We start from the raw sequence: 15,194 nt of genomic DNA, 5'->3' as shown, positions 1-15,194 counted from the left end.
AAGAGCCTGTCCCATGAATGGGAGCAGGCTGCTCATTCGAGTGTTTATCATTATTTCTTGCCGCCTTTGCGGCCGATTTCCTGATAGAATTCACGATCATGATTCCGCGAGGTGGCTTCGCCGCCTTTCTGACCGATTTCCTGGTAAAACTCGCGGCTGTGGTTTTTGGACGTCGCTTTGCCGCCCTTTTTGCCGATTTCCTTATAGAACTCGCGGCTATGATTCTTTGCTGTCGCTTCGCCGCCAAGACGTCCAGCTTCTTCGCGGGTCATCTTGCGATTGCCGTTTTGTGCCATCACAAATCACTCCTTTACCGTCGTATTTGCTATGCGTATATGTTACTTACCACGACTTATTTGTCATGAATCAAAACAATCGACTAAAGATTGGTAAATGTCAGTTTGGGATGAATTTCTGAAGGAAAGCGGCAATTCCGCTTAAATCAGAGTTTATTTCATGGTTTAATAAGAGTATGATCATGAATAGGATAGGGAGGTTTTATGACATTGCCGTTTTTTCAAGTGAAGGGACACTCCATTCCCTGCAGAGCGATCTTGTTTGATAAAGACGGTACGCTGCTCCATTTCATGGCGCTGTGGGGAGGCTGGGCCGAGTATGTCCTCAAGTACATGGAGGAGCGGCTGGGGCTGATGGGAGCCGGCTTTACGCTGCCCACAGAGAAGGTGCTGGGCACAAAGCATGATGTAAGCGGGCGCGTGTCCGGTTACGATGTCAGGGGGCCGCTCGCCATGGGGACCGTGGAAGAGACGACGGGGCTGCTGGCATGGCAACTGTACGCAGCGGGAATGCCTTGGAACGAAGCCATCGTGCAGGTCAATCAGATCACGAAAAATGCGATGTATGAAGTTCGTCAGCGAAAACCGGCATTTCCGATGCCGGGTCTGGAGGATTTTCTGAGGAAATGCAGTTTGGCCTCTGTGAAAATGGCAGTGGTCACGTCCGATCAGACCTCGGGTGCACTGGAACAGCTGGAGTGGATGGGGCTGCGCTCTTATTTTACCGTCATTATAGGAAGAGATCAGGTTGGAAACGGTAAGCCGCATCCGGAGATGACCGAAACGGCATGCGGTCTCCTCGGAGTGAAGCCGGAAGAAACGGTTGTCATCGGTGACAGCAATGGGGATATGCAGATGGCCAAACAAGCAGGTGCGGCCCTGGCCGTAGGGTTGTTGACGGATGAAGGGGACACATCACATCTAACAGATGCCGATGTTGTCATATCCGATTATAATGAATTAGACGTGCACAGGTAGACGTGATATTTTTAGGGCTGTACGGAGGTGTTTAGAGTGGAGAACAGGGAGAAGATCGAGCAGTTGGCAACATGGATCGAAGCGAGCGACTACATTGTTTTTTTCGGGGGCGCCGGTACCTCCACGGAGAGCGGAATACCTGACTTCCGTTCAGCAGCCGGGCTTTACCAGAGCGAGCATCAATCGCCATATCCGCCGGAGGTTATGCTTAGCCACACGTTTTTTATGAAGCATCCGGACGTGTTTTATGATTTTTACCGAAGCAAGATGCTTCATCCGAATGCACAGCCAAACGGCTGTCACCGGCTATTGTCGAGGCTTGCATTTGACGGGAAACTGAAAGCGGTGATTACGCAAAATATCGACGGACTCCATCAGAGCGCAGGATGCTCCGATGTGATGGAGCTTCACGGCTCTGTACACCGCAATTATTGCATGGATTGCGCAAGGTTCTACAGCCTGCAGGATATTATGGACATTAAGGAAGTTGTCCCGCGCTGCAAGGATTGCGGTGGGCTGATCAGACCGGATGTCGTGCTGTATGAAGAGGAGCTGGACCAGAACATTATTATGCGCTCGATCCAGGAAATATCGACAGCGGACTTGCTGATCATCGGCGGGACTTCCCTGACGGTTCATCCTGCGGCTGGGCTGATATCCTATTTTCAAGGAAGCAAGGTGGCTCTGCTGAATGCAGATCCGACCCCGTACGATCACCGGGCCGGCCTCTTGATCGCCGATCGGATCGGGCAGGTCATGACACAAGTGGATAAGCTGATCAGCACGTAGCGGCGACAGCTGCGGCGTGTTGCTGCACGAATAACTGTAATCGTTTTCTTGTCAAAGTCCAGCGAAACACGTTAAGATGAATTTAGCAATGGATCTATTCACTTTAGAGAGGCAGGGATTGCAAGTGACCTATGTGGCTAGCGAAGACCGCTATGAAGGAATGAAATATAACCGTGTGGGGCGTTCCGGGCTGAAACTTCCGGCAATCTCCCTTGGATTATGGCATAATTTCGGTGGTATCGACACGTATGAAAACGGGCGGAGCATGGTTACGCGTTCCTTCGATCTGGGCATTACCCACTTCGATCTGGCGAACAATTATGGACCGCCTGCAGGATCTGCCGAAGAGACATTTGGCAAAATTCTCTCCCGTGACCTCAAAGCCTACCGCGATGAAATCGTTGTTTCATCCAAAGCGGGTTATTACATGTGGCCTGGGCCATACGGGGACCATGGTTCACGTAAATATCTGGTGTCAAGTCTCGATCAGAGTCTGAAGCGGATGGGCCTGGATTACGTCGATATTTTCTATCATCATCGGATGGATCCGGAAACGCCGCTTGAAGAAACCATGGTCGCCTTGGATCATCTGGTACGTTCCGGCAAAGCGCTTTATGTTGGGGTGTCCAACTATTCGCCGGAGAAGACGCGGGAAGCGATCTCCATTCTGAAAAGCCTGGGCACTCCATTGCTTATCCACCAGCCGAGTTATTCCATGCTGGACCGCTGGGTGGAGAACGGCTTGCTCGATGTTCTGGACGAGAATGGTGTGGGAAGCATCGCGTTTACCCCGCTTGCCCAAGGACTTTTGACCAATAAATACCTGAACGGCGTACCTGGCGATTCGCGTGCGGCAAGCGCGTCCGTGTTCTTGAACGAAAGCAACATCACGCCTGAGGTGCTGCGCAAGATCAGGGCGCTGAACCAGATCGCGCAAGCGAGGAACCAAAGTCTTGCCCAATTTGCCCTGGCGTGGGTGCTTCGGGGCGGCAGAGTGACATCTGCCCTCATCGGCGCGAGCAAGGTAAGCCAGATCGAAGACAATGTGGCTGCCTTGAACAATCTGGAGTTCTCGAAGGAAGAGCTGGACCGCATTGAAGCGATTCTGAGGACGGAGAACGGATCAACTGCAGAGGGCCAGAATAATTGATGCAATAGCCAAACTAAACCTAGCGAAACGAAGAAGGAGCGCCTCAGGATGTATTACCCGGCCTGATATGCGCTCCTTTTTTGGTGCAAATATGATCATGAACTCGCTTATGGCTCCGTTGGTGCTGCTGCGGACATGATGTCCTTCCGGTATCGTGTTGGCGATCGGCCGACAAGGCGTTTGAATTGGCGCGAGAAATAAAGTGGGTCGGTCAGACCTACGGATGCGGAGACCTGCTCGATGGACAAATCAGGACGTTCGCGCAGCAGCCGCTTGGATTGGTCGATCCTTAATTTGAGCAGGTACGTAATCGGGGTCATGCCTGTTTCCTGCTTGAATATGCGCGACAAGTAAGCGCGGTTGTAACCCAGGCTCGCACACATCTGTTCGATGGAGACGGGGTGGGCATATTGGGAAGCCATGTAATTGATCATTTGCTTCACTGTGCGCTGAACCTGAGGCTCTGCAAGCGACAGCAGCGACGGGCGGTCGCTGCGGTTCAGGATCTCGGCCCAGATCAGATGCAGGTAACCAATGGCGGCGATGTGGGAGCTTTCTTCCCTGGATTGAAAATGCTTCTGGATGAGGGAGACATATCCGGGAATCGGGTTGTTCGCCTCCATGAGATGCAGGACGGGCTTGTCGGGCGTGAGCCCCAGGCGATTCACTTCTTCACCGGCATGCTCTCCGTCAAAGGCGACCCACCGGTATTGCCACGGGCAACTCGCGTCAGATTCATAGCTGACAATCTGACCGGGATGGATGAGAAAGCAATCGCCGGGACCCAGCTGGTACATATCGGTTTCCGTTCGAAATATGCCATATCCTGATTCGATAATATGCAGCAAGTAATGATCGTATATTTTCGGCCCCAGGGCATGCTCAGGTCTGGTCTGGCTTTCCCCCGCAAATCGGACGTGGAGCCACCCGCTGCCCTGTTGGGCAGGATTTGAGGCAACAGAATAGGTTGGTTTCATCATAATTTTTCCTTTAGAATAGGATTGGGAAAATACGGGATTGCAGGTTTGTTTTAATTATGAGTTTATTGTACCCTTTAAAGTCACATAAATCCATATGTAACACACAAGATTTCATTATCGTTAAACGAGGTTTCCATTATACTGAAGACAGTAAAACTACCATATGTACAGGATGGAGTGATGGGCAGTGACTACACAACAGCTTATGCAAAGATTCATGGACAAGCACGGAGAAAGCCGGCATGAGGTTCGGATATTTAACGCACCCGGCAGGGTGAATCTGATCGGGGAGCATCTGGACTATAACGGAGGTTACGTTCTTCCGGCAGCCTTGGAGTTTGGCACAACCTTGATTATCCGTCCGCGTGACGATAAGAAGGTAAGCTTCTCTTCAACCAATATCCCTTATGAATTAACGATCAGCCTGGACGAGGATTACCGTTACAAAAGCGATCAATGGACGGATTATCCGGTTGGCGTCATTACGGAATTGCATAAAATAGGCTCCAATCTTAGCAGCGGGTATGACCTGCTCTACCATGGGGATATTCCTAACGGCGCGGGTCTCTCTTCCTCTGCCTCCATCGAAGTGGTCACAGCTTACGCGCTCTTGAGCATGCAGGGCAAAGCAGCGGACACCGTGGAGATCGCGAAGCTCTCACAGAGAGTGGAGAACCTGTTCGTTGGCGTCAATTCCGGCATCATGGATCAATTTGCCGTGGCTAACGGCAAGCAGGATCATGCCATTCTGTTAATGTGCGATACCCTTGAGTATGAGCTTGTACCGTTCCAGACGGGACCATATAAAATCGTGATTTCCAATACCAATAAACGACGGGGGCTTGTCGACTCCAAATACAATGAACGCCGAAGTGAGTGCGACCGTGCTTTGGAGATTTTGCAGAATGAGCTTCCTGCACTAACGTATCTCGCACAGCTGAACCCGGATCAATTCGTAACATTACAGGACAACATCCAGGATGAAACGGTCCGAAGACGCGCCCAGCACGTCGTGGAGGAGAACCAGCGCGTTCTTGATTCCGTGAAAGCATTGCAGAACGGGGATCTGGAATCGTTCGGTCAGTATATGAACCAGTCCCATGACTCCTTGCGTTATCTGTATGAAGTGACAGGCGATGAGCTGGACGCGCTCGTTGAGGAAGCCCAGCGCATCCCAGGAACGCTTGGTTCCCGGATGACGGGGGCCGGTTTCGGGGGCTGCACGGTGTCTTTGGTCCACGAGGATGCGGTGGAACGCTTCATAGCGGAAGTGGGGCAGCAGTATGAAAGCAGAACCGGACTGAGGCCGGATTTCTATGTATGCGGCGTTGGTCAAGGTGTGCATGAAGTGAAGGAGGGCGAATAATATGGCGATTTTAGTAACTGGCGGTGCAGGTTACATCGGTTCTCACACTGTGGCGGAACTGCTTGAGAAGGGAGAAGAGGTTGTTGTTATCGACAGTCTGGAGACCGGGCATCGCGAAGCGCTCCTTGGCGGAAAGCTGTATGTTGGCGATCTGCGCGACAAGACGCTGCTAAACCAGCTGTTCTCGGAGAATGATATCGATGCCGTTATCCACTTTGCTGCGAATTCGCTGGTCGGCGAGAGCATGAAGGACCCGGTGAAGTATTACGACAACAACGTATACGGAACGCTCTGTCTGCTGGAAGCGATGAATGAAGCAGGTGTACGCAAAATCGTCTTCTCCTCAACGGCTGCTACCTACGGTGAGCCTGAGAAGGTGCCGATTGAGGAAACGGACCGGACGCAGCCAACGAACGTGTACGGGGAAACCAAGCTGATGATGGAACGGATGATGTCCTGGTTTGATACCGTGCTTGGTGTAAAATATGTATCTCTTCGTTACTTCAACGCTGCCGGGTCCCATGCCAGCGGCTCCATCGGAGAGGATCACCGCCCGGAGAGCCATCTGATCCCGCTTGTGCTGCAAACCGCTTTGAAGCAGCGCCCAAGCATCTCCGTGTTTGGCGATGATTATTCTACGCCGGACGGAACATGCGTGCGTGACTATATCCATGTCAGCGATCTTGCGAACGCCCATCTGCGCGCGGTAGAGTATCTCCGCCGTGGGGAACCCAGCAATGTATTTAACCTCGGCAACGGGCTAGGCTTCTCGGTAAAGGAAGTTATTGAGACATCGAAGCAGGTGACTGGCGCTGACATTCCGGTTGTCATGGAGGCACGGCGTTCCGGCGACCCTGCTGTATTAGTAGCCTCTTCAGATAAAGCGCGTACCGTCCTTGGATGGACGCCATCCAAAACGTCGCTTGAAGAGATTATCGATAGTGCATGGAAGTGGCACAGCAGTCATCCGCACGGTTACGGAGACAATTAATCCAAGGGGGACTACGGCGATGAAATCAGTACCATCAGGAACTCCCGAATCGAAGCAATCGAAGCAGGCTCTGCATGCGATAGAAATGCTGGTGCGATTTGCCCTGTATAAAGGCCTTATCGAGGCAGCCGATGTGGATTACAGCCGCAATCTGCTGCTGGAGGACTTCGGCTTCAGCGAGCCGTATGGCGACGAAGTGAATGAGCAGATTCCGGATGGACCCCAGGCCATGCTGGACATTTTGATCGATTACGGTGCGGCGAACGGACTCATACCGGAGAACACGGATACGTACCGGGATTTGCTGGATGCCAAAATCATGGGCCGTCTTATGGCAAGGCCTTCGGAAGTGACAGCCCGGTTTCGAGCAGCCCAGCAGGAGCAGGGGATCATTGCAGCTACACAACAGTTCTATGATCTGTGCATCGATTCCAACTACATTCGCATGGATCGGGTAGCCAAGAATGAGTATTGGAGACATGCCAGCGCGTACGGCGATATTGAGATCACGATTAACCTATCCAAACCGGAGAAAAGTCCGAAGGAAATCGCTATGGCAAAGCTGCTGCTACCGCCTGTTTATCCCAAATGTCAGCTCTGCCGTGAGAATGTCGGTTATGCTGGCAGGGTCAATCATCCGGCACGGCAAAACTTGCGGATTATCCCGCTGGAGTTAAACGGGGAGCGCTGGTTCTTCCAGTATTCGCCCTATGTATACTACAACGAGCATTGCATCGTGTTCCATCATGATCATGTGCCGATGAAGCTGACCAGGGAGACGCTTGCCCGCCTCTTGAGTTTTGTGGATGCGTACCCGCATTATTTTCTCGGGTCGAATGCGGATCTCCCGATCGTGGGGGGCTCAATTCTTACGCATGATCATTTCCAAGGAGGCCGTCATTCCTTCCCGATTCAGAAAGCACCGAAGGTGGCGGGCTTCTCACATGAGGCTTATCCCGGCGTGTCCGTCAGCATCGTGAAGTGGCCGATGTCGGTTATCCGGCTGGCCTCAAGTGATCGGGGATTGCTCCTTGAATGTGCCAACAGCATCTATGAGAATTGGAAATTCTACAGTGACCCTTCGCAAGACATTGAAGCGTTCAGCGAGGTGAAGGGAGAGAGAGTCCGCCATAATACGGTTACGCCGATTGCCCGGCGAAATGACGAAGGCATCTATGAGCTGGATCTGGTGTTGCGGAACAATCGGACCAGTGAACGGCACCCCGAAGGGATTTTTCATCCTCACCGGGAGATGTTTCATATCAAGAAGGAGAATATCGGCTTGATCGAAGTTATGGGGCTGGCGATCCTGCCGGGCAGGCTCAAGGAAGAGCTGGACCAAATTGCCGAGGTTCTGGTCGGGAACGAGAAACTGTATGCGGACAGCCAGGCCCCAGACCATCCGCTTGCTGTTCACGGCGATTGGATCGAAGAGCTGCGGGAACGGGGAGCCGCCCTGTCCGACAAGGCTGAGGCTATGGAGCTGATCCGCCAGGAAGTTGGCAAGAAGTTCACCACGATCCTGGAGCATGCCGGTGTGTACAAACAGACGGAAGACGGACAGCAGGCTTTTGAGCAATTTCTAAGCCGTATGGGATTCCAGCGTGAGAGCATGTAGTTCTCCGTGATAAAAAATATCCATTTAACTGCGTTAATAGCAAAAACAGCCGGTCCTTTCCGCAGAGAGGAACGGTTGTTTGTTTTACACAGGAGGAATGATATAAAATGAATGAGCATGCATGATTGAATAATAGCTGCAAACACGATGCGATGGAGGTAATAAATATGAGACCATTTGTATTTCATAATCCGACTCAGTTGATATTTGGCAAGGGCAAACTGAGCGCTTTAAGTAGTGAAGTGGCCAAATACGGCCAGAATGTATTGCTAGTATACGGCGGGGGCAGCATCAAGCGCAGCGGGCTGTATGACCAGGTCATCGCGTTGCTGCAAGAAGCGAATGCTGTGGTAACAGAGCTGAGCGGAGTGGAACCGAATCCGCGTCTGTCCACGGTTCATAAGGGCGTTGAGTTGTGCCGGAAGCATAACATTGACCTCATTCTGGCTGTTGGCGGAGGAAGTGTGCTTGACTGCTCCAAGGCGATTGCCGTTGGTGCCAAATATGACGGCGACATGTGGGATTTCGTAGAGCGCAAGGCGGCTCCGCAAGGGGCTCTTCCACTCGGGACCGTGCTCACGATGGCTGCCACGGGCTCGGAGATGAATGGCGGCTCCGTTATTACCAATGAGACGACCCAGGAGAAGATGGGCTGGGGAAGCCCGCACGCCTACCCTGCATTTTCAATTCTGGATCCTGTACATACGTTCTCCCTTCCACGGGACCAAACCGTGTATGGTGTCGTTGATATTATGTCTCACGTGCTGGAGCACTACTTCCACCAAGATACGAATACGCCGGTGCAAGACGGATTCTGCGAAACGATACTTCGCACCATGATAGAGACAGCACCCAAGCTCGTAGAGGATCTGGAGAACTATGAGCTTCGCGAGACGACGATGTACTGTGGAACGATGGCCCTGAACGGCATGATCAATATGGGAATGGCGGGAGACTGGGCTACCCACAATATTGAGCATGCGGTATCTGCCGTATACGACATTCCGCATGGCGGCGGCCTGGCGATACTCTTCCCGAACTGGATGAAATACAATCTTAGCGCAGATCCTCAGCGCTTCAAGTCGCTTGCTGTGAATGTGTTCGGAGTTGATCCGACAGGAAAGACCGATGAGGAGATCGGATTGGAAGGCATTGAAGCCCTTCGCAGTTTCTGGACTTCCATCGGCGCACCTAGCACATTGGGAGCTTACAATATCGACGATCGCGAGATCGAGGCTATGGCCGACAAAGCGATGCGTTTTGGACCGTTTGGCAATTTCCGCAAGCTGCAGCGCGAAGACGTTGTTGAAATTTATAAAATGTCGCTTTAATGCGCCCTGACCTGTTGCTCGCATAGCAGGGGGGACGATGCAAGCCTGCCGGTTCATACCGAGCAGGCTTTTTGTCATGGCGTGTGGAATATAGATATGCAGAGATTTTCATACGTTTGAGGCAAATAATTGAAACTTTAGCAAACATTTTGCCGTATTACTTGTTATACACAGTAAGGAATTCCAGAGGGGGCAATCAACATGGAAGCGTTATATTGGGGCTGTCTGATCGGAGGCGTCTTATTCGCCATCGTAACCGTGGTGCTTGGTGACATACTCAGCTCGGCACTTGACGGATTGTTGGACTTTTTGTCAGTGGATTTTTTCAATCCGGTTGTAATCGCTGGGGGAATCACCGTATTTGGCGGTACCGGAATCATGCTGATGAAATACACGAATTTGGCAGCAGGTGCCCATGTAACGCTGTCTATCCTGTCAGCTATCGTCATCTCGATTCTCGTCTACTTTGGGTATGTCAAACCGATGGAGAACAGCGAGAACTCGACAGGCTTCTCTATTAAAGAGCTGGCGGGCAGGATTGGCGTTGTAACTGTACCGCTCCCTGCAGAGGGATTTGGTGAAGTAATGGTCAAGATTGGAGCAGGCAACACCATGCACATTGCGTCCAGTTTTGATCGTCAGATCCTTCCCGCAGGTGTCCGCGTGGTAGTTATCGACGTTGTTGATGGTGTCCTGAGAGTGTCCGAACTGGAAGAACGAAAAGGAGATGATTGATTCAATGCCAGAGTACTTAGTAATTCCGTCCATTGTCGTAGCCGTTATTGTTGTGTTGGGACTTGCATTCTGGGCTCGTTACAAAACGGTGAGTCCGGATGAAGCGATGATTGTAACCGGTTCATTCCTGGGGAGCAAAAATTTATCGGAGGATGAATCCGGCCGCAAAATCAAAATCGTACGCGGCGGCGGCGCTTTTATACTACCCGTATTTCAACGTTCCGAATTCGTATCGCTCTTATCCCATAAGCTGGATGTCATGACCCCTGAAGTGTACACGGAGCAGGGCGTGCCCGTGATGGCCGATGGGGTTGCCATTATTAAAGTCGGAAGCTCCATTGAAGACGTGGCGACCGCAGCCGAGCAGTTCATGGGCAAGCCGATTGAAGCGCTGAAAGGCGAAGCCCAGGAAGTGCTTGAGGGTCATCTGCGTGCCATTCTGGGTTCGATGACGGTGGAGGAAGTATACCGTAACCGCGACAAGTTTGCGCAGGAGGTTCAAGGCGTTGCGGCAAGAGATTTGAAGAAGATGGGTCTGCAGATCGTATCCTTCACCATTAAGGACGTTCGCGATAAGCATGGATACCTGGAAGCACTAGGTAAGCCGCGGATTGCCACGGTGAAGCGGGATGCAGAGATTGCCGAAGCGGAAGCGGTTCGGGATGCGCGGATTCAGAAAGCCCGTGCGGAAGAAGAAGGACAGAAGGCTGAGGTCGTTCGCGATACCAATATCGCTGAAGCTGAGAAGGAAAGAGAACTGAAGGTCGCTTCCTTTAAGAAGGAGCAGGATACGGCGAAGGCGGAAGCCGACCAGGCATACCATATCCAGGAAGCCCGTGCCAGACAAACAGTGGTTGAAGAGCAGATGAAGGTCGAGCTCGTCCGCAAGGAACGTGAAATCGATCTGCAGGAAAAAGAAATCATGGTCCGCGAGAAGCAGTATGATGCGGACGTGAAGAAAAAAGCCGAAGCGGATCGCTACGCGGTGGAGCAGGCAGCCGAAGCGGATAAAGCCCGCAAGATGCGCGAAGCGGATGCCGTGCAGTACTCCATCGAGACACAGGCAAAAGCTTCTGCCGAACAGAAGCGCCTGGATGGTATGGCGGTCGCTGATGCAGAGCGTGCAAAAGGTACGGCTGAAGCTGAAGTCATTCGTCTTCGGGGTATTGCCGAAGCCGATGCCAAAGAAAAACTTGCCGAAGCGTTCCAGAAGTTCGGAGAAGCTGCGGTGCTCGACATCATTGTAAAAATGCTGCCTGAGCTTGCTGGCAAGATTGCTCAGCCAATCTCGTCCATCGATAAGCTGACGGTTGTCGATACAGGCAAAGGCGAGGGAGCGGCTCGCGTGAGCAATTATGTGACCGAGCTTATGTCTACGGCGCCTGAAATGCTGAAGAGCGTATCGGGAATTGATGTGGAAGAGCTGATCAAGGGATTGACCAAGAAACCAGCAGCTGTCCATAAGTCGGTTGCGGTCGAGCCGGAGCTGGTGCCAGTGCCGGTTCCTGTAGAAACAAGCGCAGCGAAGGAAGAATCATAATCGTTTAAACGCAGTTAGATGCGATTTGAATCGGGGCATGTGTGTTGACAGGCAGTGGTACAGCACCTTGAATACATTGGCAACCACAAATGATTTTGCTGTGCTCTCATATTTCTGATAAGATATCCGAGTATACGCGTTTGAATCAAAAAGAGGTGCGAATGTGAGCAGCTTACAAGTGGCTAAAGTGTTGAACAACAATGTAATCATAGCGCGGCATCCTCAGCACGGGGAGGTTGTTGTCATCGGCAAGGGAATTGGCTTTAATCGCAGGAATAAAGACAGCATCCCGGCCTCCGCTGCCGAGAAAATGTTCATTTTGACTAAACCGGAGGAGCAGGAGCAGTATAAGCAGCTGGTGCCTCATATCGATGAGAAGCTGATTGAGGCGATGAATGATATTATTCTGAATGCTGCGAAATCCAGTGAGGCTCCTCTGAATGAGCATATCCACATTGCGTTGACCGACCATATCGCATTTGCTATTAAACGTCACGCCCAGGGGCTTTATATTCATAATCCTTTCTTATATGAAACCCGCGAGATGTATCCTGAAGAGTATGAGATGGCAGAATACGCGGTCCGTACCATTCGGGATAAACTCGGGGTGGATCTGGGTCAAGAGGAAATCGGATTTATAGCCCTTCATTTTCATGGCGCTCTTACGAACCAGCATATTTCGGAAGTTCGCAAGCATTCGGAGCTGATCGCGGATCTCGTACATACCGTGGAGCAGCAGATGGATTATGCCATACCGAAGGATACGCTGGATTATTCCCGCCTGTTGACCCATCTTCGGTTCGCGCTGGAGCGGATAAGGCGGGGGGAAGCGGTGAATGAGACGAGTTCGCTGGACGGTCTTCTGAAGCGTGAATATCCTGAGACATATTCCTTGGCGTGGAAGCTGACGAAGATCATGGAGCAGCGGCTGAAGAAGCCTGTCTATCCAGCAGAGGCTGGTTATCTGACCATCCATCTGGAGCGGCTGATGCAGCGCAAAGGCCAGAACGAGCAAATGTGAAGATTTTATTAAGTCCTCTTCATGTGGTTGCAACGATAAATGAACGGTGTTACAATACGATCAGTTATTAAGTAAAACATCAAATTAACGTGTAACTGATTCGATCAGGCATGAGTACAGCAGGAAATTGGTTGTAATTACCCATTTTTGGGTAATCTAATCCATGAGATTAGACCACCATTTCCCGTGGTTACTCATGCCTTTTTTGGTTTGTTTGTTTTACTGTGCCTTTTACATTCGCTTGTGACAACAACTAGACAGAGGGTGAGAAACTTCATGTTCAAACGGCTTTTTGGCGTACTGCAAAGGGTCGGTAAAGCTCTGATGCTGCCAGTGGCAATATTGCCGGCGGCCGGACTTTTGCTGGGTCTTGGAAATATGCTGGTTAACCCCGATTTCCTGCAGTATGCTCCATGGCTGAACGCAGCTTGGGTGCAAGCGGCTGCAACAGTCATGATGAACGCGGGTCAAATCGTGTTCACGAATTTGTCTCTGCTGTTCGCAGTCGGCGTTGCTGTCGGCTTAGCCGGCGGAGAAGGGGTGGCCGGACTTGCCGCCATCATCGGTTACCTGGTTATGAACGTAACCATGGGAAGTGTCATTGGCGTGACGCCATCGATGATCGGCACGAATTACGAATATGCCAGCGTACTGGGCATTCCGACACTGGCAACCGGAGTATTTGGCGGGATCATCGTCGGTATATTGGCTGCAAGCATGTACCGACGATTTTACAAAATAGAGCTTCCGTCATATCTGGGCTTTTTTGCAGGCAAACGGTTTGTCCCGATTATGACAGCCGCAACCTCGGTGTTGCTTGGTCTGTTGATGGTGTTTATATGGCCACCGATTCAGTCGGCGCTTAACACGGCATCCCATTTCATGCTGGAGCAAAATTTGACGCTGTCCGCTTTTGTGTTCGGCGTAGTGGAACGCGGATTGATTCCATTCGGTCTGCACCACATTTTTTACTCCCCATTCTGGTTTGAGTTCGGTGAATATGTGAACCAGGCAGGTCAAATGGTACGCGGTGATCAGAATATATTCATGGCTCAGCTTCGGGACGGCGTGGAGTTTACCGCGGGTACATTCATGACGGGGAAATATCCGTTTATGATGTTTGGTCTTCCTGCGGCCGCCCTGGCCATCTATCATGAAGCAAGACCAGAGAACAAAAAGCTTGTAGCAGGTATTATGGGGTCTGCTGCACTGACCTCCTTCTTGACAGGAATCACGGAGCCGCTTGAGTTCTCATTCCTGTTTGTGGCGCCGATCCTGTTCGCCGTGCATGCTCTGTTTGCGGGTCTTTCCTTCATGACGATGCATATTCTGGACACGAAGATTGGCATGACCTTCTCCGGCGGCCTGATCGATTACATGATATTCGGTGTCATTCCGAATCGGACGCCATGGTGGAATGTGCTCATCGTTGGTGTTATCATGGCAGTGATCTATTACTTTGGGTTCCGTTTTGTCATTCGGAAATTCAATCTGAGAACACCGGGCCGGGAGGAAGCATCTGCATCGGCTGCGGAGTCCGGATCCGGGTCAGCAGGAGGAAGCAGTAGAGATGATCTGCCGCTTCACATTCTGACTGCACTTGGAGGCCAGTCGAACATCGCGCATCTGGATGCATGTATTACCCGTCTCCGCGTTGAGGTGAAGGAGAAGGGCAGTGTTGACAAGGCTAGGCTGAAGCAGCTCGGTGCGTCAGGCGTGCTGGAGGTGGGGAATAATATCCAGGCGATATTTGGAACCCGCTCCGATACGATTAAGTCGCAAATTCAGGACATTATGTCCGGAATAACACCGTCCTCGACACCTCAAGCAGCCCCAGCAGAAAGCATGCCGGCAGCCAGTGAGGAATTCCAGGCGACTCAGGATGGCGAGACGCTTGTGATGGAGGAAGTTGTATCCCCTGTCGACGGAGAGTTGGTGGATATCTCCCACGTGCCTGACCCTGTGTTCGCAGAACGCATGACCGGGGATGGGTTTGCGGTTATTCCTCACAACGGAACCATTGCTTCTCCTGTGAAAGGAACGGTATTTAATGTGTTCCCTAGTAAGCACGCTGTCGGCATTATGTCCGATGGCGGCAAAGAAGTCCTTGTCCATATCGGTGTCAACACGGTTAAGCTGAAGGGGCAGGGATTTGAAGTTCTTGTACAGGAAGGCGATTCGGTATCCGCGGGCCAACCAATCATGCAGGTGGATCTGGAATATGTGAAGGAGAATGCAAAATCGATTATTTCTCCTATTATTTTCTCAAATCTGCCGGAAGGTGCTTCTGTGAAGCTGAACAAGACGGGTGAAGTAAAACGTGGCGAACAAGGAATCATAACCATAACGAAACCTTAGCCCAACATGGATATTAAGGAATCATAAAAATAACTTTACGA

12 protein-coding genes and 1 pseudogene are annotated in these 15,194 nt (G+C 51.4%); 11 read left to right on the top strand and 2 right to left on the bottom strand.

Going from position 1 to position 15,194, the window contains the following annotated elements:
- Positions 1–56: 56 nt before the first annotated feature.
- Positions 57–296, bottom strand: a pseudogene (locus B9D94_RS21385) (KGG domain-containing protein); the annotation flags it as partial.
- Positions 297–506: 210 nt separating this feature from the next.
- On the opposite strand from B9D94_RS21385, the gene B9D94_RS21380 reads away from it, so the two are divergent.
- The 3 genes from B9D94_RS21380 (at position 507) to mgrA (ending at position 3,213) form a co-directional block, all read left to right on the top strand.
- The gene (locus B9D94_RS21380) at positions 507–1,274 is read left to right on the top strand and encodes an HAD family hydrolase (RefSeq protein WP_148248838.1); all 768 of its coding nucleotides are present in this window, start codon (positions 507–509) and stop codon (positions 1,272–1,274) included.
- Between the two features lie 36 nt (positions 1,275–1,310).
- Positions 1,311–2,063 (top strand): NAD-dependent protein deacylase, encoded by a 753-nt coding sequence (locus B9D94_RS21375; RefSeq protein WP_006208884.1) that lies wholly within the window; start codon positions 1,311–1,313, stop codon positions 2,061–2,063.
- A gap of 124 nt (positions 2,064–2,187) precedes the next feature.
- Positions 2,188–3,213 (top strand): L-glyceraldehyde 3-phosphate reductase, encoded by a 1,026-nt coding sequence (mgrA, locus tag B9D94_RS21370; protein ID WP_006208885.1) that lies wholly within the window; start codon positions 2,188–2,190, stop codon positions 3,211–3,213.
- A 107-nt stretch (positions 3,214–3,320) separates the two neighbouring features.
- Here the strand turns inward: mgrA and B9D94_RS21365 are convergent, their stop codons facing one another.
- Positions 3,321–4,193 (bottom strand): AraC family transcriptional regulator, encoded by an 873-nt coding sequence (locus tag B9D94_RS21365; RefSeq protein ID WP_148247948.1) that lies wholly within the window; start codon positions 4,191–4,193, stop codon positions 3,321–3,323.
- A 187-nt stretch (positions 4,194–4,380) separates the two neighbouring features.
- On the opposite strand from B9D94_RS21365, the gene B9D94_RS21360 reads away from it, so the two are divergent.
- The 8 genes from B9D94_RS21360 to ptsG all read left to right on the top strand — a co-directional run bounded on the left by B9D94_RS21360 (position 4,381) and on the right by ptsG (position 15,153).
- Positions 4,381–5,559, top strand: a complete 1,179-nt coding sequence (locus B9D94_RS21360) for a galactokinase (RefSeq protein WP_148247947.1) — start codon at positions 4,381–4,383, stop codon at positions 5,557–5,559.
- Between the two features lies 1 nt (position 5,560).
- Positions 5,561–6,550, top strand: a complete 990-nt coding sequence (galE, locus tag B9D94_RS21355; RefSeq protein WP_148247946.1) for a UDP-glucose 4-epimerase GalE — start codon at positions 5,561–5,563, stop codon at positions 6,548–6,550.
- A 19-nt stretch (positions 6,551–6,569) separates the two neighbouring features.
- Complete coding sequence (locus B9D94_RS21350) at positions 6,570–8,168, top strand: UDP-glucose--hexose-1-phosphate uridylyltransferase (RefSeq protein WP_148247945.1); 1,599 nt, start codon at positions 6,570–6,572, stop codon at positions 8,166–8,168.
- Between the two features lie 167 nt (positions 8,169–8,335).
- Complete coding sequence (locus tag B9D94_RS21345; protein WP_063478892.1) at positions 8,336–9,499, top strand: iron-containing alcohol dehydrogenase; 1,164 nt, start codon at positions 8,336–8,338, stop codon at positions 9,497–9,499.
- Positions 9,500–9,700: 201 nt separating this feature from the next.
- Positions 9,701–10,234, top strand: a complete 534-nt coding sequence (locus tag B9D94_RS21340; RefSeq protein WP_036643002.1) for an NfeD family membrane protein — start codon at positions 9,701–9,703, stop codon at positions 10,232–10,234.
- 4 nt (positions 10,235–10,238) lie between these two features.
- Positions 10,239–11,774: a flotillin lipid rafts scaffold protein FloT gene (locus tag B9D94_RS21335; RefSeq protein ID WP_006208892.1), complete on the top strand. Its 1,536-nt coding sequence runs from the start codon at positions 10,239–10,241 to the stop codon at positions 11,772–11,774.
- A 163-nt stretch (positions 11,775–11,937) separates the two neighbouring features.
- Complete coding sequence (locus tag B9D94_RS21330) at positions 11,938–12,795, top strand: glucose PTS transporter transcription antiterminator GlcT (RefSeq protein WP_006208893.1); 858 nt, start codon at positions 11,938–11,940, stop codon at positions 12,793–12,795.
- A 276-nt stretch (positions 12,796–13,071) separates the two neighbouring features.
- Positions 13,072–15,153, top strand: a complete 2,082-nt coding sequence (gene ptsG / locus B9D94_RS21325) for a glucose-specific PTS transporter subunit IIBC (protein ID WP_148247944.1) — start codon at positions 13,072–13,074, stop codon at positions 15,151–15,153.
- The last annotated feature ends 41 nt before the right edge of the window (positions 15,154–15,194 follow it).

It is taken from the genome of Paenibacillus sp. Cedars (genome assembly GCF_003184205.1).
In the GTDB taxonomy this organism is placed as follows: Bacteria; Bacillota; Bacilli; order Paenibacillales; family Paenibacillaceae; genus Paenibacillus_AQ; species Paenibacillus_AQ glucanolyticus.
This window is presented reverse-complemented; position numbering and strand designations above follow the sequence as displayed.

Coding starts and splice junctions, on each gene's coding strand:
- B9D94_RS21365 (WP_148247948.1), bottom strand. CDS start 4,193: ATGATGAAACCAACCTATTCTGTTGCCTCAAATCCTGCCCAACAGGGC.
- galE (WP_148247946.1), top strand. CDS start 5,561: ATGGCGATTTTAGTAACTGGCGGTGCAGGTTACATCGGTTCTCACACT.
- B9D94_RS21350 (WP_148247945.1), top strand. CDS start 6,570: ATGAAATCAGTACCATCAGGAACTCCCGAATCGAAGCAATCGAAGCAG.
- B9D94_RS21345 (WP_063478892.1), top strand. CDS start 8,336: ATGAGACCATTTGTATTTCATAATCCGACTCAGTTGATATTTGGCAAG.
- B9D94_RS21340 (WP_036643002.1), top strand. CDS start 9,701: ATGGAAGCGTTATATTGGGGCTGTCTGATCGGAGGCGTCTTATTCGCC.
- B9D94_RS21335 (WP_006208892.1), top strand. CDS start 10,239: ATGCCAGAGTACTTAGTAATTCCGTCCATTGTCGTAGCCGTTATTGTT.
- ptsG (WP_148247944.1), top strand. CDS start 13,072: ATGTTCAAACGGCTTTTTGGCGTACTGCAAAGGGTCGGTAAAGCTCTG.